At 76.3% G+C, this 18,757-nt stretch carries 14 protein-coding genes; 1 reads left to right on the forward strand and 13 read right to left on the reverse strand.

What is annotated here, in order from left to right; all coding sequences use genetic code 11:
* Window position 1: 1 nt before the first annotated feature.
* The gene (locus ACIF8T_RS05230) at window positions 2-1,093 is read left to right on the forward strand and encodes an amidohydrolase family protein (protein WP_400031283.1); all 1,092 of its coding nucleotides are present in this window, start codon (window positions 2-4) and stop codon (window positions 1,091-1,093) included.
* Window positions 1,094-1,336: 243 nt separating this feature from the next.
* Here ACIF8T_RS05230 and cobC read toward each other — a convergent pair whose 3' ends face one another.
* From cobC to ACIF8T_RS05295, 13 genes are all read right to left on the reverse strand, one after another.
* Window positions 1,337-2,425, reverse strand: coding sequence for an Rv2231c family pyridoxal phosphate-dependent protein CobC (gene cobC, locus ACIF8T_RS05235; protein WP_400031285.1), 1,089 nt, complete (start codon window positions 2,423-2,425; stop codon window positions 1,337-1,339).
* The gene (locus tag ACIF8T_RS05240; RefSeq protein ID WP_400031287.1) at window positions 2,415-3,332 is read right to left on the reverse strand and encodes a sirohydrochlorin chelatase; all 918 of its coding nucleotides are present in this window, start codon (window positions 3,330-3,332) and stop codon (window positions 2,415-2,417) included. The genes cobC and ACIF8T_RS05240 overlap by 11 nt, the downstream gene beginning before the upstream one ends.
* A complete protein-coding gene (locus ACIF8T_RS05245) occupies window positions 3,329-3,919 on the reverse strand; it encodes a precorrin-8X methylmutase (RefSeq protein WP_400031289.1) in 591 nt (196 codons plus the stop codon). Before ACIF8T_RS05245 ends, ACIF8T_RS05240 begins: the two co-directional genes overlap by 4 nt.
* On the reverse strand, window positions 3,916-5,598 hold the full coding sequence (cobJ, locus tag ACIF8T_RS05250) for a precorrin-3B C(17)-methyltransferase (RefSeq protein ID WP_400031291.1): 1,683 nt from the start codon (window positions 5,596-5,598) through the stop codon (window positions 3,916-3,918). The genes ACIF8T_RS05245 and cobJ overlap by 4 nt, the downstream gene beginning before the upstream one ends.
* Entirely contained in the window at window positions 5,595-6,842 is a 1,248-nt protein-coding gene (gene cbiE / locus ACIF8T_RS05255) for a precorrin-6y C5,15-methyltransferase (decarboxylating) subunit CbiE (RefSeq protein WP_400031293.1), read from the reverse strand. Before cbiE ends, cobJ begins: the two co-directional genes overlap by 4 nt.
* A complete protein-coding gene (gene cobM / locus ACIF8T_RS05260) occupies window positions 6,839-7,657 on the reverse strand; it encodes a precorrin-4 C(11)-methyltransferase (protein WP_400031295.1) in 819 nt (272 codons plus the stop codon). Before cobM ends, cbiE begins: the two co-directional genes overlap by 4 nt.
* 315 nt (window positions 7,658-7,972) lie before the next feature.
* A complete protein-coding gene (cobI, locus tag ACIF8T_RS05265; RefSeq protein WP_400031297.1) occupies window positions 7,973-8,704 on the reverse strand; it encodes a precorrin-2 C(20)-methyltransferase in 732 nt (243 codons plus the stop codon).
* Window positions 8,701-10,050: a cobyrinate a,c-diamide synthase gene (locus ACIF8T_RS05270; protein WP_400031299.1), complete on the reverse strand. Its 1,350-nt coding sequence runs from the start codon at window positions 10,048-10,050 to the stop codon at window positions 8,701-8,703. The genes cobI and ACIF8T_RS05270 overlap by 4 nt, the downstream gene beginning before the upstream one ends.
* On the reverse strand, window positions 10,047-10,646 hold the full coding sequence (gene cobO / locus ACIF8T_RS05275; RefSeq protein WP_400031301.1) for a cob(I)yrinic acid a,c-diamide adenosyltransferase: 600 nt from the start codon (window positions 10,644-10,646) through the stop codon (window positions 10,047-10,049). The genes ACIF8T_RS05270 and cobO overlap by 4 nt, the downstream gene beginning before the upstream one ends.
* Window positions 10,646-12,634 (reverse strand): putative cobaltochelatase, encoded by a 1,989-nt coding sequence (locus ACIF8T_RS05280; protein ID WP_400031303.1) that lies wholly within the window; start codon window positions 12,632-12,634, stop codon window positions 10,646-10,648. The genes cobO and ACIF8T_RS05280 overlap by 1 nt, the downstream gene beginning before the upstream one ends.
* Window positions 12,631-16,287, reverse strand: a complete 3,657-nt coding sequence (cobN, locus tag ACIF8T_RS05285) for a cobaltochelatase subunit CobN (RefSeq protein ID WP_400031305.1) — start codon at window positions 16,285-16,287, stop codon at window positions 12,631-12,633. Before cobN ends, ACIF8T_RS05280 begins: the two co-directional genes overlap by 4 nt.
* Entirely contained in the window at window positions 16,284-17,792 is a 1,509-nt protein-coding gene (locus ACIF8T_RS05290; RefSeq protein ID WP_400031307.1) for a cobyric acid synthase, read from the reverse strand. Before ACIF8T_RS05290 ends, cobN begins: the two co-directional genes overlap by 4 nt.
* Window positions 17,789-18,733 (reverse strand): cobalamin biosynthesis protein, encoded by a 945-nt coding sequence (locus tag ACIF8T_RS05295; RefSeq protein WP_400031309.1) that lies wholly within the window; start codon window positions 18,731-18,733, stop codon window positions 17,789-17,791. Before ACIF8T_RS05295 ends, ACIF8T_RS05290 begins: the two co-directional genes overlap by 4 nt.
* Window positions 18,734-18,757 lie beyond the last annotated feature (24 nt).

Genomic DNA, 18,757 nt, shown 5'->3' on the forward strand with positions numbered 1-18,757 from the left:
CATGAGCGAACGCGCGGTGCTGCACGTGAAGGGACGGGTGCTCGTCGCCCCCGACGACATCCGGGACGAACTGTGGGTCGTCGGCGGGCGGATCTCCTACGACCGTCCCGCCGGCGCCCGTGAGGTGCGGACGGTGTCCGGCTGGGCGCTGCCCGGCCTGGTCGACGCCCACTGCCACGTGGGCCTCGACGCGCACGGCGCGGTCCCGCGGGACGTCGCCGAGAAGCAGGCGCTCACCGACCGGGACGCGGGCACGCTGCTCGTCCGCGACGCGGGCTCGCCCTCCGACACCCGCTGGATCGACGACCGCGACGACCTCCCGAAGATCATCCGGGCCGGCCGGCACATCGCCCGCACCCGCCGCTACATCCGCAACTACGCCTGGGAGGTCGAACCGGACGAGCTCGTCGCGTACGTCGCCCGGGAGGCCCGGCGCGGCGACGGCTGGGTCAAGCTGGTCGGCGACTGGATCGACCGCGACCTCGGCGACCTGTCGGCGTGCTGGCCGCGCGAGGCCGCCGAGGCCGCGATCGCCGAGGCCCACCGGCTGGGCGCGCGGGTCACCGCGCACTGCTTCGCCGAGGACTCCCTGCGGGACCTCGTCGAGGCGGGCATCGACTGCATCGAGCACGCCACCGGCCTGACCGGGGACCTGATCCCGCTGTTCGCCGAGCGGGGCGTGGCGATCGTCCCCACGCTGGTCAACATCGCGACCTTCCCGCGGCTCGCCGCCGGCGGCGAGGCCAAGTTCCCCCGCTGGTCGGCCCACATGCGCCGGCTGCACGCCCGCCGCTACGACACCGTCCGCGACGCCTACGACGCCGGCGTCCCCGTCTACGTCGGCACGGACGCGGGCGGCTCGCTCGCCCACGGGCTGGCGGCCGCCGAGGTCGCCGAACTGGTCACCGCCGGCATCCCGGCCCGCGAGGCGGTCTCCGCGACGACGTGGGCGGCCCGCGCGTGGCTGGGACGCCCGGGCCTCGACGAGGGGGCGCCGGCCGACCTCGTCGTCTACGACGAGGACCCGCGGGCGGACGTCCGCGTCCTGGCGGCGCCCCGGCGGGTGGTGCTGAACGGGCGGGTGGTCGGATAGACGGGCCCGGGCCGCGGCCCGCCCGTCGCGCGGGCCGTTCGCGGTGCGGGGAGGGCGCCCGCCGCGCGGGCCGCTCGCGGGGGGTCGCTCGCCGGGCGGGCCCGGAAGCGGAAGGGCGGGCTCGGCGCCGGAGGGCCCGCCCCGGCCGGGACCACCGCAGGCGCTGACGCGCCGGGCGAAGGGGGAGGCTCCGGCAGTCGTACGGCCCGTACGGCCCACCGGCAGTGTCCCGGGACGGAGTCCTCAGCCGCTCGCACCGGTCCCGGGGGCCGGTGCCCGCAGGGCCTCCCGCAGGGCCCGGAGGAAGCCGTCCGCCGTTCCGCGGTCCCGTACCGCCAGCCGCAGCCACTCCTCGTCCAGGCCCGGGAACGTGTCCCCGCGGCGCACCGCGTAGCCCAGGGCGCGCAGGCGGTGGCGGACGGCCGCCGCGCCGGGCAGCCGGACCAGGACGAACGGACCCTCCGCGGGTCCCGCCACGCGCAGCCCGGCCGCGGCGAACTCCCCGAGCCCGGCCACCAGATGGGCCCGGTCCGCGGCGATCCGGTGCGCCGCGCGGGCCGCCTCCGCCAGGGCCCGCGGGCCCACGCACGCCTCGGCCGCCGCCAGCGCGGGCGTGGACACCGGCCACAGCGGCTGCGCCCGCTCCAGCTCCGCGACGACCTCCGGCGCCGCCAGCACGTACCCGATCCGCAGCCCGGCCAGCCCCCAGGTCTTGGTCAGGCTCCGCAGCACCACCAGCCCGGGCACGTCCGTCCGCCCGGCGAGCGCCTCCCGCTCGCCCGGCACCGCGTCCATGAACGCCTCGTCCACGACGAGGTACCGCCCGGGACGGGCGAGCGCGGCGATCGCCGCGGCCGGGTGCAGCACCGACGTCGGGTTGGTCGGGTTGCCGATCACCACCAGGTCCGCGTCCCGCGGGACGGCCGACGGATCGAGCCGGAACCCGTCCGCCTCCCGCAGCAGCACCCGGTCCACCGTGTGGCCGGCGTCCCGCAGCGCCGCCTCCGGCTCGGTGAACTGCGGGTGCACGACCACCGGCCGCCGCACCTTCAGCGCCCGCGCCAGCAGCACGAACGCCTCCGCCGCTCCCGCCGTCAGCAGCACCCGATCGGCCGGCAGCCCGTGCCGCGCCGCCACCGCCGCCCGCGCGGCCCGCCCGTCGGGATAGGCGGCCAGGCCGTCCAGCGACCCGGCGACCACCTCGCGCAGCCACGCGGGAGGCGTGCCGGCGCGGACGTTCACCGCCAGGTCCACCAGCGCCGCGCCGTCGCCGCGGACCTCGGCGTCCCCGTGGTGCCGCAGATCGTGCCCGGCGCCGGACTCAGTGCGCATGCGAGTGCGCCCCGTGGTGGTGCCCGTGCCCGTGGTGGTGGTGGCCGTCGTCGTCCGGGTGGAAGTGCGGCTGCTGCGGCGCCCCCACCTTGTCCTCGAAGCCCGGCAGCGCGATGCGGTACACGCACGAGTCGCAGTTCATCCGCAGGTCGCCCTTGAGGGCCTCCTGGTACCGCTCCATCACCAGGTCCAGCAGCTCAGGCTCCGGCCCGATGACGTCCGCCGACCGCACCTCGACCGCCGGGTGCGCCGCGGCCCAGTCCTCGGTCTGCTGCCGCACCCGGTCCGGCAGGATGCCGGTGAACAGGAAGTAGGGCAGGACCACGATCCGCTTCGCGCCCAGCCGGACGCAGCGGTCCAGCCCGCTCGGCACGTCGGGCGCCGCCAGCGACACGAACGCCGTCTCGACCCCGGCGTACCCGCGCCCCTCCCACAGCAGCCGCGCCGCCTTGAACACCTCGGCGTTGGCGTCCGGGTCCGTCGACCCGCGCCCCACCAGCAGCACGGTCACGTCGGAGGGGTCCCCGGGCGCGCCCAGCGCCTCCTCCAGCCGCCGCTCCAGCACCCGCAGCAGCGCCGGGTGCGGGCCCAGCGGACGCCCGTACGTGTACGAGATGCCGGGGTGGCGCTCCTTCTCGCGGGCCAGCGCGGCGGGGATGTCCCCCTTGGCGTGCCCGGCGGACACCAGCATCAGCGGCACGGCGGCGAACCGCCGCACACCCCGCTCCACCAGTTCGGCGACCGCCTCGCCCAGCGGCGGCGGGGACAGCTCGATGAAGCCGCCCGCGACCGGCAGGTCGGGGTGGCGGCGCCCCAGTTCCCGCACGAAGTCGCGGAACGCCTCGGCTCCGGCGTCGTCCCGGGTGCCGTGGCCGGCGATGAGCAGGGCGGGCGGGGGGGTGGTCACGGTTTCTCCTCGGAGTACGAAGTGGGGTGGTACAGCAGGGCGTTGAGCGCGGCGGCGGCGACCGCGGAGCCGCCCTTCTCGGACACGTTGCTCACGGCGGGCAGCCCGCTCTCGCGCAGCGCGGCCTTGGACTCGGCCGCCCCGACGAACCCGACGGGCAGGCCGATGACGAGCGCCGGGTCGGCGTCCAGGGTGAGCAGCTCCTCCAGGGCGGTCGGCGCGCAGCCGATCACCCACAGCGCGCCCGGCCCGACCTGCTCGTAGGCCAGCCGCACGGCGTGCGCGCTGCGGGTCAGCCCCGGCCCGGCCGCGGCGTCCTTCAGCCGGCAGACGGTCTCGCGCCGGGTGATGCCCGCGGCGACCATCTCGACGTCCACGACGACGGGCGCCCCGTCGTGCAGCGCGGCGTACGCCTTCTCCAGCGCGGCCTCGTCCGTGACGAGGTCGGTGGCGTAGTCGAGGTCGGCGGCGGAGTGGATGACCCGCTCCACCACCGCCCGGGTCAGCGGCGGGAAGTGCGAGGTGTCCAGGCGGGCGCGCAGCCGCCGGAAGGACTCCTGCTCGATGGGGTGGACGACACGGCTCACTTGGGTTCCTCCTGCCAGCGGTAGCCGCGCGGCGTCACCATGCGCCCCGCGATCGTGCGGGTCGCCGTGTTGCCCACGGTGACGACCGTCATCATGTCGACCGTGGCCGGGTCGAGCTCCGCCAGGGCCGTGACCCGGCTCGACTCGTCCGGCCGGGAGGCGTTGCGGACGACGCCGACCGGCGTCCCCGGCTCCCGGTGCTCCGCGAGGATCGCGAGCGCCTTGGGCAGCTGCCAGTCCCGGCCCCGGCTGCGCGGGTTGTAGAACGTCACGACGAGGTCCGCCTCGGCCGCCGCCCGCACCCGCCGCTCGATGACCTCCCACGGCGTGTGCAGGTCGGACAGGCTGATGGAGACGTGGTCGTGGCCGAGCGGCGCGCCGAGGATCGCCCCGGCCGCGAGCGCCGCCGTCACCCCGGGCACACCGACCACGTCGATGTCGTCGGACGCCTCGGCGAGCGCGGGGGAGGCCATCGCGTACACCCCGGCGTCCCCGCTGCCGATCAGCGCGACGGCCTGCCCGCGCCGGGCCTCCGCCACCGCCGTGCGGGCCCGCTCCTCCTCGGCGCCCAGGCCCGACTCCAGGATCCGGGTGCCGGGCCGCAGCAGGTCGCGGATCTGGTCGACGTACTGGTCGAGCCCGACCAGTACGGAGGCGCGCCGCAGCTCCGCCTTCGCGCGCGGCGTGAGCAGGTCCCGGGCGCCCGGCCCGAGCCCGACCACCGCGAGGCGTCCGCGCCCGGGCCGCCGCACGACCGCGCAGGTCGCCGTCGCCGGGCTCCCGGCCGACTTCCGCTTGGGCACGAGCAGTTCGCCGCCGCGCACCAGGGCGGCGGCCTCCGCCACCGAGGGGGTGCCGACGGCGGCGAGCGGCGCGTCGGAGGGGTTGGGCACCTCGACGCGGGCCAGCTCCTCGGCGGTGTACGTCACCAGCGGCACACCGAGCCGCTCGGCGGCCGCCACGATGCCGGGCTCGTCGCGCTTGGCGTCCACGGTGGCGAGCTCCGCGACGCTGCGCACGGACAGCCCGGCGTCCCGCAGGGCGCTGTCGATCACGTCGAGTACTTCCGCCCCGGGCGCCCCCTTGGACGCGCCGACTCCCACCACCAGGGACGGCGGGCGCAGCACGGCCTCGCGGGCGGCGGGCTCGACGAGCCGGTCCGTCACCCGGACCGTGTACGGTCCGTCGCCGCCGACGGGCAGCGGCGGCAGGGGCCAGGACACCTCCGCCCGCAGCGCCACCGGCTCGCCGTCCAGCAGCGCCCGGGAGACCGCGGCGACGTCGCCCTCCACCGGGAGGCCCAGCGTGTCCAGGCCCGGCAGGCCCACGGCGTCCGTCGCCGTCGTCACCACCGGCTCGGCGCCCAGCACCTCGCCGACCTCGCGGGCGAGGTCGTTGGCCCCGCCGCCGTGGCCGCCGACCAGGGACACGGCGAACCGCCCGCCCTCGTCGACGCACACCACGCCCGGGTCGGTCGTCTTGTCCGCCAGCAGCGGCGCCACCAGCCGCACCACCGCCCCCGTGGCCAGGAAGCACACGAGCTGCCCGCACTCGGCGAAGGCGGTCCGTACGGCCTCCCCGACGGGACCGTCGTACACGCGGGTACGGTCCGGCCACGCCGCGGCCAGCCGGTCGCGTGCCGCCGCCCCCGCCGCGGTGGCGGAAATGAGGCCGATCACTGGACAACTCCTTCGGTACGGGCCTGGGGCCGCACGCCCCACACCAGGAAGACGGGATTGGTCGCCGCGAGCCGGGTCACGTCCCCGGGCAGCGGCGCGAGCCGCGAGGCCTGCAACAGCACCCCGTCGCAGGCGAACCCGGCAGCGGTCAGCGCCTCGCGCACCGCCGGCACCCGGTCCAGCGCGGCCAGCGCGACGACCACGGTCCGCCGGGCGCGCCGGGCGCACGCCGTGACCACGGCGGGCAGTTCGCGGCCCCCGCCGCCCACGAACACGGCGTCGGGATCGTCGAGGTCGGACAGCACGGCCGGCGCCGCCCCGTGCACCACCCGGACGTCGACGCCGTGCGCGGCCGCGTTGGCGCGGATCCGCCCGACCCCGTCCGGGGTCTTCTCCACGGCGGTGACGGCCGCGCCCAGCCGGGCGCACTCCACGGCCACCGAGCCGGAGCCCGCGCCGACGTCCCACACCAGGTCGCCGGGGCGCGGTCCGAGCCGCGCCAGCGCCAGCGCCCGCACCTCGGACTTGGTGATCATCGAGTCGCGGTGGGCGAACGCGTCCTCCTCCAGCGCCCACCCGGCGGGACCGGCGGGCACACCCGCGACCGTCCGCACCGGGCCGAGCGCCCGGGACTCGTCCAGGCACAGCACGACGCTGACCGCCGTCCCCCAGTCGCGGGCGGCGGCCTCGGCGGGCGTGACCCGCTCCACGCGCTCCGCCGCGGTGCCGAGCGCCGAGGCGACGACCAGGACCCGCTCGTACGCCGTCAGCGCGGCGCCGAGTTCGGCGGGCCCGGCGCCGGGCCCGGTCAGGACGGCCACCTTCGGCCGCGCCCGGCACAGGTGGACGGCGGTGCGCAGGTCCCGCCCGTGGGCGCTGGCCACCACGGCGTCGTCCCAGGGCAGCCCGATCCGCGCGAAGGCGGCGGCGACGGAGGAGACCCCGGGCCGCACGTCCAGGCGTTCGGGCCCGAACCGCTCGGCCAGCGCCCGCACGATCCCGAAGAACCCGGGGTCGCCCGAGGCCAGCACCACGACCGGCCGGTCCTCGCGGACGTACTCCGCGACGGTGTCCAGCGCGGGCGCCAGCGGGCCGAGGACGACCCGCTCGGCGGTCTCCGGCAGCGGCGCGGCGTCCAGGTGCCGCCGCCCGCCGACGACGAGTTCGGCAGCGGCGAGGGCCGGCTCGTCGGGGGCCGCGCCCGTCCCCGTGCCGACGACCGTGATCGGCCGCTCGGGTCTCACGGGCGCGCACCCCGTTCGCGCAGCGCCCTGCGGGCCTCGGGGTCGGCCTTGCGGTAGCCGTGGAAGTGGCCGGGGTGGTACAGGTGCGAGCGCGTGCCGTGCGCGTCGAGGGCCGGGCCGACCAGGAACAGCGTGTGCTTCCACAGCTTGTGCTCCTTGACGGTCTCCTCCAGCGTGCCGATCGTGCACCGGACGATCAGCTCCTCCGGCCAGGTCGCCTGGTACGCGACGACGACCGGCGTGGTCGTCGGGTAGCCGCCCTCCAGCAGCTCCCGCACCAGCTGCCCGCTGCGGGCCGCCGACAGGAAGACCGCCATGGTCGTGCCGTGCCTGGCGAACTCGCGGACCTCCTCCCCGGGCGGCATCGGCGTCTTGCCCCCGCCCAGCCGGGTCAGCACCACGGACTGCGCGACCTCCGGGATGGTCAGCTCCCGCTGGGCGAGCGCGGCCACCGCGGAGAACGAGGACACGCCCGGGACGATCTCCGTGGCGATGCCGATCTCGGCGCACCGGTCCAGCTGTTCCTGCGTGCCGCCCCACAGGGCCGGGTCGCCGGAGTGGATCCGGGCGACCCTCAGGCCCTCCCGGTGCGCCCGCCGGTACACGTCCACCACGTCCTCCAGCGACATCGTCGCCGAGTCGAGGACCTCCGCGTCCTTGCGCGCGTGCTGGAGGACCTCCGCCTGGACCAGGCTGGCGGCCCAGATCACGACGTCGGCGTCGGCGATGGCGCGCGCGGCGCGGAACGTCAGCAGGTCGGCGGCGCCGGGGCCGGCACCGACGAAGGTCACCTTGCCGGTGGGGGCATCGGCCATGGAATCGGTCCTCTCCTACGGGTCAGTACGTGGTGGTCTGCCGGCCGGACGCGGGCGGTGCCGCGTCGGGCCGGCGGTGGCGGGGACCGCCGGGACGGCACGGAGCGGCCGTGCGGTGTCCGGGCGGGGCGGCACGGTGCTCCGGCGGGTCCGTGCGGGGGCCGGGCCGGCCGGCGCGGTGCCCGGCCGGGGCACCGCGGTGTCCGTCGCGCGGGGCCCGCCGCCCGGCGGGGGAGGCCGGGTGCGCGACGCGTCCGGCCGGGGAGGCGGGCCGCCCGGCGGGCACGTCGCGGTGGCCGCCCCGTACGGCCGGGGTCACAGCTTCCCGCCCCGCCCGCCCTCGCGCCGCGCCGGCGCGATCAGGGTCGACAGGTAGGGCAGGGCGGCGTCCTCCAGGTCGGCGGCCGGCCGGATGGACTCCTCCGGCAGCCCCAGCGCCGACCCCCACACGGCGTCGCCGATCCGCCCGGTCTCCCGCAGCGCCTCGGCCACCTCGTGGGCCTGCCGCCCGAACTTGTAGGCGACGACGGTCCCCGGGCCGGCGAGGGCCTCCTTGAGCACGGTCGCGCCCGCGGTGACGGGCACCAGCGTCAGCGGTTCGGTCCCCTCGGTGAGCACCGCCCCGGACCGCGCCGCCAGGTCCTGCATCGCGGTGATGCCCGGCACGGTCTCCACGACGGTGCCCGGCACCAGCCCGGCGACGGTCTGCGCGAGGTAGGTGAACGTCGAGTAGACGTTGGGGTCGCCGATCGTGGCGAAGGCGACGCTGCCGTGCGCCCGCAGCAGCCCGGCCACCCGGTCGCCGGCCGCGTCCCACGCGGCCTCCCGGCGCGCCCGGTCGGTCCGCTCGTTCAGCGCGAACACCACCCGGACGACCTTCTCCCCGGGCACGTAGTGCAGCACGGTCGCCTCGGCCCGCCCCCGCTCGCCGGAGTCCATCACGGGCACCACGACGACCTCGGCCGCGCGCAGGGCGTTGACGCCCTTGACGGTCACCAGCTCCGGGTCCCCGGGGCCGACCCCCACTCCGATCAGCCTGCTGCTCATGACGTCCGGCACCTCTCCACGAACCGACGGGCGACACCGGGCTCGGACGCCCAGTGCGTGTGCAGATAACTCGCGTGCACACCGCGTTGTACGAAACCCTCGACCCGCCGCGCCGGGGCCCGCACCCCCCAGGCGGGCGCCGCGCCCGCGCCCGGCTCGACGGCGGTGCGGTGGAACTCGTGTCCCCGCATCCGCGTCCCGGCCGCCGCGAGGGCGCTGTCGCCGACGGCCACGGCGTCGCGGTAGCCGAGGGTCAGCCGCTCGGTCATCCGCGCGGTGGCGTCGAGCACCCCGCACATCGGGAGCCCGTCGAGCTCCCGGCACAGGTAGAGCAGTCCGGCGCACTCGGCGGCGACGGGGGCACCGCTGCGCGCCAGGCCTGCGACGGCCCCGCGCAGCGGCTCGTTGGCGGACAGCTCGGCGGCGTACACCTCCGGGAAGCCGCCGCCGATCACCAGCCCGTCCGTCCCCTCGGGCAGCCGCTCGTCGCGCAGCGGGTCGAAGGGGACGACCTCGGCCCCGGCGGCGGCCAGCAGCTCGGTGTGCTCCGCGTAGGAGAACGTGAAGGCGGGACCGCCGGCGACGGCGACCACCGCACGCCGCCCCGCGGGCGTCACGGGCGGTTCCCAGGCGGCGCACGGCAGCGCCCCGGCGGTGCGCGCCAGCGCCGCCAGCGCGTCCAGGTCGCAGCCCTCGGACACCTGCGCGGCCATCGCCGCGACGGCCGCCACGGCCTCCGCGCGCCGCTCGGCGACCGGCACCAGGCCCAGGTGCCGGGACGGCGTGTCCACCTGCCGGACCCGCCGCAGCACGCCCAGCACCGGCACCCCGGACGCGTCCAGCGCCTCCCGCAGCAGCTCCTCGTGCCGGTCGGAGGCCACCTTGTTCAGGATCACGCCCCCGACCCGCACCTCGGGGTCCCAGGAGGCGAACCCGTGCACCAGGGCCGCCACCGACCGCGACTGCGAGGAGGCGTCCACGACGAGCACCACCGGCGCCCGCAGCAGCTTGGCCACGTGCGCGGTGGACGCCAGTTCGCCCTGGCCGGCGGCCCCGTCGTACAGGCCCATCACGCCCTCGACGACGGCGAGGTCGCACCCCCGCGCCCCGTGCAGGAACAGCGGCCCGACCAGCTCGGGCCCGCACAGGTACGCGTCCAGGTTCCGCCCCGCGCGCCCGGTCGCGAGCGCGTGGTACCCGGGGTCGATGTAGTCCGGCCCGACCTTGTGCGGGGACACGGCGAGCCCCCGCGCGGCGAACGCGGCCATCAGCCCCGTGGCGACGGTGGTCTTGCCGCTGCCCGAGGAGGGCGCGGCGACGACCAGCCGGGGGACGGAAGCACTCACCACTCGATGCCCCTCTGCCCCTTCTGCCCGACGTCCATGGGGTGCTTGACCTTGGACATGTCGGTCACGAGGTCGGCGAAGTCCACGAGCTTCTCCGGGGCGTTGCGCCCGGTGATCACCACGTGCTGGGTCCCGGGCCGGTCGCGCAGGACGTCGACGACCTCGTCGGTGTCCACCCACCCCCAGTGCATCGGGTACGCGAACTCGTCGAGCACGTACAGCTTGTACGTCTCGGCCGCCAGGTCCCGCTTGACCTGCTCCCAGCCCTCGCGGGCCTTCTCCTCGTTGTCCATCTGGGCGTCGCGCTGCACCCAGGACCAGCCCTCGCCCATCTTGTGCCAGGCGACGGTGCCGCCCTCGCCGGAGTCGCCGAGCACGCGCAGCGCCCGCTCCTCGCCGACCTTCCACTTCGCCGACTTGACGAACTGGAACACCCCGATCGGCCACCCCTGGTTCCAGGCCCGCAGCGCGAGCCCGAACGCGGCGGTGGACTTGCCCTTGCCGACGCCCGTGTGCACCACGACCAGCGGCCGGTTCCGGCGCTGCCGGGTCGTCAGCCCGTCGTCGGGCACCACACTCGGCTGTCCCTGCGGCATTACGCGGCCCTCCTCTGTACGTCCTTCACCAACCCGGCGATCGAGTCCGCCCGCAGCTCGTCCAGCGTCACGGCCGTACCGCCGAGCTCGCCCGCGAGCTGCCCGGCGAGACCGAGACGCACCGGCCCCGACTCGCAGTCCACGACGACCGAGGCGACGCCGTCGGCCGCGAACAGCCGTGCCGCGCGCCCGGCCAGGGCGACCGGCTCCGGCCCGCCGGTGGCCCGCCCGTCCGTCACCACCACGACCAGCGGCCGCCGCGCCGGGTCCCGCAGCCGCTCCACGCGCAGCACGTCGTGCGCCCGCAGCAGCCCCGCCGCGAGCGGCGTCCGTCCGCCCGTGGGCAGCGACTCCAGCCGGGCCGCCGCCGCGTCCACCGACGAGGTCGGCGGCAGCGCGACGTCCGCGCCCGTGCCCCGGAACGTCACCAGCCCCACCTTGTCCCGCCGCTGGTAGGCGTCCAGCAGCAGCGACAGCACGGCACCCTTCACGGCGCTCATCCGCTGCCGTGCCGCCATCGACCCGGAGGCGTCCACCACGAACAGCACGAGATTGCCCTCGCGCCCCTCGCGGGTGGCCTGCCGCAGGTCGTCCCGGCGTACGACCAGACCGGGTCCGGACCGTCCGCGGGCCCGCTGGTGCGGGGCGGCGGCCTGCACGGTCGCCGCCAGGTGCAGCTTGGTGAGCGCGCCCTGCGGCCGTCGCGCCCCGGTGGTGCGCCCGTGCTCGGTCCGCGCCCGCGAGCGCCGCCCGGCCGCGCCCTCGCCGATCCCGGGCACGCTCAGCACCTTCGTGCGGAACGGCTCGGAGGCCCGTACGGCGGACTGCTCGCCGCCTCCGGACGGCTGCGGCTGCCCGCCTTCCCCGGCCTCGGGCGAGGCACCGGTGTCACCGCCCTCGGGGCCCTCGCCGGGGTCCGGCTGCCCGCCGCCCCCGCCGGGCCCGTCCGGCCCCGGGTCCGGGTCGTCGTCCTCGGAGCCGCCGAACTCCTCCAGCGTCTCGTCCAGCTTGTCCTCGTCCAGCCCGGGCGCGTCGAAGGGGTTGCGCCGCCGCCGGTGCGGCAGCGCGAGCAGCGCCGCCTGCCGGACGTCCTCGGCGAGCACGTCCGTCCGCCCGGCCCACGCGGCCAGCGCGGTCGCGGTCCGGGCCATCACGATGTCGGCGCGCATGCCGTCCACCTCGAAGGCCGCGCAGGTCGCCGCGATCTGCCGCAGCGCCCCGTCGCCCAGCCGCACCGACGGCAGCAGCTCGCGCGCCGCCACGATCCTGGCCCGTACCGCCGCCTCTTCCTCGGCCCAGCGGGCCGCGAAGGCGGCCGGGTCGTCGTCGTAGGCCAGCCGCCTGCGCACGACCTCGACCCGCTGGTCCGGCTCCCGGGAGGCCGCGACCTCGACGGTCAGCCCGAACCGGTCGAGCAGCTGCGGCCGCAGCTCGCCCTCCTCGGGGTTCATCGTGCCGACGAGCAGGAACCGCGCGGCGTGCCGTACGGAGACGCCTTCGCGCTCGACGTACGAGGCGCCCATCGCGGCGGCGTCCAGCAGCAGGTCGACCAGGTGGTCGTGGAGGAGGTTGACCTCGTCGACGTAGAGGATGCCGCGGTGCGCGTCGGCGAGCAGGCCGGGCTCGAAGGCCTTCACGCCCTCCGACAGCGCCCGCTCGATGTCCAGCGCGCCGACGAGCCGGTCCTCGGAGGCGCCGACGGGCAGCTCGACCATGCGGGCGGGCCGCTCCACACCGCCGCCGGCCTCGTGGGGCCCGTCCGGGCACCCCGGGTCGGGGGAGGCGGGGTCGCACGAGAAACGGCACCCGGGGACGACCGGGACCTCCGGCAGCAGCGCCGACAGGGCCCGCACGGCCGTCGACTTGGCGGTGCCCTTCTCGCCGCGCACCAGCACCCCGCCGACCGCCGGCGAGACGGCGTTCAGCAGCAGCGCGAGCCGCAGGTCGTCCTGGCCGACGACGGCCGTGAACGGGAACGGGGTGGTCACTTGTCGTCGCCCTCCAAGTCGCCTTCGAGCTCCAGGTAGGTGGCGCGCAGCCGCTCCAGCGTCTCCGCGTCCGGCTCGGCCCACAGGCCCCGCTCGGCCGCCTCCAGCAGCCGCTCGGTGATGCCGCGCAGCGCCCAGGGGTTGGACTTCTTCATGAAGTCCCGGTTCTCCGGGTCGAAGACGTACTCGGCGCTGAGCTTCTCGTACATCCAGTCGTCCACGACCCCGGCCGTGGCGTCGTAGCCGAAGAGGTAGTCGACGGTCGCCGCCATCTCGAAGGCGCCCTTGTAGCCGTGCCGCCGCATGGCCGCCATCCAGCGCGGGTTGACCACCCGGGCGCGGAACACGCGGTGCGTCTCCTCGCCCAGCGTGCGGGTCTTCACCTGGTCCGGGGTGGCCGAGTCGCCGACGTAGGCCTCGGGGGAGGCGCCGGTCAGATGCCGCACCATGGCCACCATGCCGCCGTGGTACTGGAAGTAGTCGTCGGCGTCGACCAGGTCGTGCTCGCGGGTGTCGACGTTCTTCGCGGCGACGGCGATCCGCTTGAACGCCGTCTCCATGTCCCCGCGCGCCGCCCGCCCGTCGAGCCCCCGCCCGTACGCGTAGCCGCCCCACACCGCGTACACCTCGGCGAGGTCGGCGTCCGAGCGCCAGTTGCGGGCGTCGATCAGCGGCAGCAGACCGGCCCCGTACGCGCCCGGCTTGGAGCCGAAGATGCGGGCGGTGGCGCGGCGCCGGTCGCCGTGCTCGGCGGTGTCCTCGTCGGCGTGGGCGCGGACGTAGTTGGACTCGGCCGGCTCGTCCAGCTCGGCCACCGCGCGCACGGCGTCGTCGATGAGCCCCACCACGTGCGGGAACGCGTCCCGGAAGAACCCGGAGATGCGGACCGTGACGTCGATGCGCGGCCGGCCGAGCTCCGCCAGGGGGATGACCTCGAAGCCGGTCACCCGGCGCGAGGCGTCGTCCCACACCGGGCGGCAGCCCAGCAGCGCCAGGATCTCGGCGATGTCGTCGCCCTGGGTGCGCATCGCGGAGGTGCCCCACACCGTCAGGCCGACGGACTTCGGGTACGCGCCGGTGTCCTGGAGGTAGCGCTGCACCAGCGAGTCCGCGAGCGACTGCCCGACCTCCCAGCTGAGCCGGGACGGGATCGCCTTGGGGTCGACGGAGTAGAAGTTCCGGCCCGTCGGCAGCACGTTGACCAGGCCGCGGGTCGGCGAGCCGGAGGGGCCGGCCGGGACGTAACCGCCGTCCAGGGCGCGCAGGATGTGCCCGATCTCGTCGGTGGTCCGCTCCAGCCGGGGCACGACCTCGGCGCAGGCGAACTCCAGCACGGCGACGGCGTCGGCCAGTTCGGTGCCGAGCACCTCGCGGACCAGCGGCGCGCTCTCGGCGACCGCCCAGCCGCGCTCCTCCATGCCCTCCGCGATCCGCCGGCACAGCTGCTCCAGCAGGTCGATCGCGTCGGCGGCGCTGCGGGACGGCCCGTCGACCAGGTCCGTCAGCTCGACGGGCACCTTCACCGGGGCGCCCGGCTCGGCCAGCAGCTCCTTCTCCACCAGCCCGAAGTGCTCCGCCAGCGCGGCCCGCAGACCGGGCAGCGCGTTGGCCCGGCCGCCCCACACCTGCGAGGCGCGCAGCACGGCCAGCACCAGGTTGACGCGCGCCTCACCGACCGGCCCGCCGCCCAGGACGTGCAGGCCGTCGCGGATCTGCACGTCCTTGATCTCGCACAGGTAGCCGTCGATGTGCATGACGAACTCGTCGAACGCCTCGTCGTCCGGCTGCTCGTCGACGTGCAGGTCGTGGTGGAGCTCGGCCGCCTTGACGAGGGTCCAGATCTGGGCGCGGACCGCCGGGGCCTTGGCCGGGTCCAGGTCGGAGACGAGGGCGTACTCGTCGAGGAGCTGCTCCAGCTTGGCCAGGTCGCCGTAGGTGTCGGCGCGGGCCATCGGCGGCACGAGGTGGTCGACGACCGTGGCGTGGCCGCGGCGCTTGGCCTGGGTGCCCTCGCCCGGGTCGTTGACGATGAACGGGTAGACCAGCGGCAGGTCACCGAGGACGGCGTCCGGGGCGCAGCCGCCGCTGAGCCCGAGGCCCTTGCCGGGCAGCCACTCCATGGTGCCGTGCTTGCCCATGTGGACGATGGCGTCGGCGCCGAAGCTGTTCTCCAGCCAGCGGTAGGCCGCCATGTAGTGGTGCGAGGGCGGCATGTCCGGGTCGTGGTAGATCGCGATCGGGTTCTCGCCGAAGCCGCGCGGCGGCTGGATCATCACCACGACGTTCCCGAACTGCAGGGACGCCAGCACGATGTCGTCCCCGTCGACGTAGAGGCTGCCCGGCGGCTCGCCCCACGCCTCGGTCATGGCGTCCTTCAGCTCCGGGTCGAGCTTGTCGAACCAGGCCCGGTAGTCCGCCAGCGGCACCCGCGCGGGCGCCGAGGCGAGCTGCTCCTCCGTCAGCCACTCGACGTCGTGCCCGCCGGCCTCGATCAGCCGGTGGATCAGCTCGTCGCCGTTGTCGGGGTACCCCTCGACGGCGTACCCGGCGTCCCGCAGGGCGTCCAGCACCCGCACCGCCGAGGCCGGCGTGTCCAGCCCGACCGCGTTGCCGACCCGCGAGTGCTTGGTCGGGTAGGCGGTGAAGACCAGCGCGAGCTTCTTCTCCGCGTTCTCCTTGTGCTTGAGCCGGGCGTGCCGTACGGCGATGCCGGCGACCCGGGCGGCCCGCTCCGGGTCGGCGACATACACGGGCACGTCGTCCGGGCCCTGCTCCTTGAAGGAGAACGGCACGGTGATCAGCCGCCCGTCGAACTCCGGGATCGCCACCTGCATCGCGGCGTCCATGGGGGAGAGGGCGGCGTCCGACTCCTCCCAGGCCTGCCGCGAGGAGGTCAGGCACAGCCCCTGCAACACGGGCACGTTCATCTCGGCGAGGGCGCCGATGTCCCAGGCCTCCTCGTCCCCGCCCGCCGAGGCCTGCGAGGCGTGCGTGCCGCCGGCGGCCAGGACGGTGGCGACCAGGGCGTCCGCCCGGCCCAGGATCTCGTACAGCCCCTCGTCCGCGCCGCGCAGCGAACCGCAGTAGACCGGCAGGGCGTTGGCGCCGTGCGCCTCGATCGCGTCGCACAGGGTGTCCACGAAGGCGGTGTTGCCGCTCAGCTCGTGGGCCCGGTAGAAGAGCACGCCGACGGTCGGGCGGCCCGCGTGGTGCGCCCGCTCGCCGTGGACGCCGTACTCGGGCATCTTCCGCGGCGCGGCGAAGCCCTCGCCGGTGAGCAGCACGGTGTCGGACAGGAACCGGGCCAGCTCGGTGAGGTTCTCCGGTCCGCCCTCCACGAGGTACTTCAGCGCCTCGGCGACGACACCGGCCGGCACGGACGACTCGGCCATCAGCTCCGCGTCCGGCACGGCCTCGCCGCCCAGCAGCACGGTCGGGATCCCGGCGGCCTTCAGCGCGGCCAGCCCGTCCTCCCAGGCCCGCTTGCCGCCCAGCAGCCGCACCACGGCGAGGTCGGCGCCGTCCAGCAGCGCCGGCAGCTCCTCGCCCACGTCCACGCGGGTCGGATTGCCGATCCGGTAGGAGGCACCCGTGGCGGCCCGGGCCGCCAGCAGGTCCGTGTCGGCGGTCGACAACAACAACACAGTGCTCATGCGGGTGCTCCCGGTGGAATGAAGGGCAGTCCTTGCGGCGCGCCGGACTCGATGAGCCGCCACAGCGCGTCGGTGTCCGCGTGCTGTTCGATCAGGTCGCCGAGCCGGTCGAGCTGCTCCTCGCGCAGCGCGGCGAACGAGGTGCCGGGGGACGGCACGAAGCGGCGGCCCGCGGCGGCGGCCACCTCGCGCAGGAACGCCCGCCGGAAGCCGTCCGACTCCAGCGAGCCGTGCCAGTGCGTGCCCCAGGTCTGGCCGACCCGGCAGCCGTCCAGGAAGGCCTCGCCGCCGGTGACGTCGGCGACCCCGTGGTGGATCTCGTAGCCCTCGACGCGCTCGCCGAGGGCCTCGCCCTCCGGCCGGGTGAGGGTCTTCTCGCGGGCGAACCGCACCCGCACGGGCAGGATCCCCAGCCCGTCGACGTGACCCCGGCGGCTCTCCACGTCGTCCTCGATGTGCTCGCCGAGCACCTGGAAGCCGCCGCAGATCCCGAGCACGGGCCGCCCCTCGGCGGCCCGGCGGACCAGGGCGTCCGCCAGGCCCCGCTCGCGCAGCCAGTCCAGCGCCCGGACGGTCCCGCGGGTGCCGGGGACCACCACGAGGTCGGCGTCGGCCAGTTCCTCCGGCCGGTCCACGAACCGCACCACCACGCCCGGTTCGGCGGCCAGCGCGTCCACGTCGGTGAAGTTCGACATCAGCGGGACCGCGCACACGGCGACCCGGAGCACGTCCTCGCCGACGGGCGGCGCGACGTTCGACTCGCGGACCGTCCCGCGCAGCGACACGCGCAGTCCGTCCTCCTCGTCGATGCCGAGCCCGTGCCGGAACGGCAGCACGCCGTAGGTGCGCCGCCCGGTCAGCCCGTGCAGCATGTCCAGGCCCGGCTCCAGCAACGACACGTCCCCGCGGAACTTGTTGACCAGGAACCCGGCCACCAGCTCCTGGTCCGCGCGGGACAGCAGGGCGACCGTCCCGAAGAAGGAGGCGAAGACCCCGCCCCGGTCGATGTCGCCGACGACCAGCACGGGCAGCCGCGCGTTGCGCGCGATGCCCATGTTCACGATGTCCGTCCGCCGCAGGTTGATCTCGGCGGGCGAGCCGGCCCCCTCACAGATCACCGCGTCATACGTGCCCCGCAACTGCTCCAGGCAGTCCAGCACCGTGCCCAGCAGCGCCTGCTGGCGCCCGCCGTGGTAGCCGCGCGCGCTCAGCTCGCCGACCGGCTTGCCCAGCAGCACCACCTGGCTGCTCCGCTCGCCGCCCGGCTTGAGCAGCACCGGGTTCATCAGCGCGGTCGGCTCGACCCGGCACGCCTGGGCCTGCATGGCCTGCGCCCGCCCGATCTCGGCGCCCTCGCGCGTGACGAACGAGTTCAGCGACATGTTCTGCGCCTTGAACGGCGCCACCTTCACGCCCTGCCGCACCAGCCACCGGCAGATCCCCGCGGTGACGACGCTCTTGCCGGCGTCGGAGGTGGTGCCGGCGACGAGGAGTCCCCCGTTCATGCCCTGCGTCCCTTCGCCAGGAGGCGCCCGGCGGCACTGACGCCGAGCGCGAGCCAGCCGACACGGCGGGAGAGCCGTACGGCCCGTTCGATGTCGGCGACCCGGACGGCGCGTCCGGCGTCCCCGTTGAGGACGGGTCGGTGCTCGACCCGTCCGCCGTAGGAGAGGGTGCCGCCGAGCCGTACGCCGAGCGCGCCCGCGAAGGAGGCCTCCACGGGCCCGGCGTTGGGGCTCGGATGCCGGTGGGCGTCGGCCCGCCAGGCCCGCACGGCGCCGCGCGGGTCGTCCCCGGCGACGGCGGCCAGCACGGCGGTCAGCCGGGCCCCCGGCCACCCGGCGAGGTCGTCGAGGCGCGCGGAGGCCCAGCCGTAGCGCCGGTACCGCGGGGACTTGTGCCCCACCATGGCGTCGAGGGTGTTGACGGCGCGGAACCCGAGCAGCCCCGGCACCCCGCCGACGGCGCCCCACACCAGCGCGCCCACGACGGCGTCGGAGGTGTTCTCGGCCACCGACTCGACCACGGCGCGGGCGATCCCGTCGCCGTCGAGCGCCTGCGGGTCACGCCCGCACAGGTGCGGCAGCCGCTCCCGGGCGGCCTCGACGTCGCCGGCCTCCAGGGCCCGCCCGATGGCGGTGGCCTCCCGGGCGAGCGAGGTCCCGCCGACCACGGCCCAGGTGGCGGCGGCGGTCAGCGCGACGGAGGCGGCGGGGGAGGTGCGTACGGCGCGGGCGGCCGCGGCCCCGAGGGCGACGGCGCCGCCCGCGCAGACGGCGGTGTGCAGCGCGCCCCAGCCCCGGTGGTCCCGCCACAGCACCCGTTCCACGGCACCCGCGGCCCGCCCGAACACGGCGACCGGGTGCCCGCGGCGCGGATCGCCGAGGAGCAGGTCGCCGAGGAGGCCGGCGGCGGCACCGTACGCGAAGACGCGATCGGCACCCATGGGGTCAGTCCGCCGCGGGGTGCG

This window comes from Streptomyces sp. NPDC085946, from assembly GCF_044540485.1.
Taxonomy (GTDB): Bacteria; Actinomycetota; Actinomycetes; order Streptomycetales; family Streptomycetaceae; genus Streptomyces.

Bases quoted from the DNA above. Each gene is read 5' to 3' on its own strand.
- ACIF8T_RS05295 (WP_400031309.1), bottom strand. From the start codon at position 18,733: ATGGGTGCCGATCGCGTCTTCGCGTACGGTGCCGCCGCCGGCCTCCTC.
- ACIF8T_RS05230 (WP_400031283.1), top strand. From the start codon at position 2: ATGAGCGAACGCGCGGTGCTGCACGTGAAGGGACGGGTGCTCGTCGCC.
- cobO (WP_400031301.1), bottom strand. From the start codon at position 10,646: ATGCCGCAGGGACAGCCGAGTGTGGTGCCCGACGACGGGCTGACGACC.
- cobM (WP_400031295.1), bottom strand. From the start codon at position 7,657: ATGGCCGATGCCCCCACCGGCAAGGTGACCTTCGTCGGTGCCGGCCCC.
- ACIF8T_RS05290 (WP_400031307.1), bottom strand. From the start codon at position 17,792: ATGAACGGGGGACTCCTCGTCGCCGGCACCACCTCCGACGCCGGCAAG.
- cobI (WP_400031297.1), bottom strand. From the start codon at position 8,704: ATGAGCAGCAGGCTGATCGGAGTGGGGGTCGGCCCCGGGGACCCGGAG.
- cobC (WP_400031285.1), bottom strand. From the start codon at position 2,425: ATGCGCACTGAGTCCGGCGCCGGGCACGATCTGCGGCACCACGGGGAC.
- cobN (WP_400031305.1), bottom strand. From the start codon at position 16,287: ATGAGCACTGTGTTGTTGTTGTCGACCGCCGACACGGACCTGCTGGCG.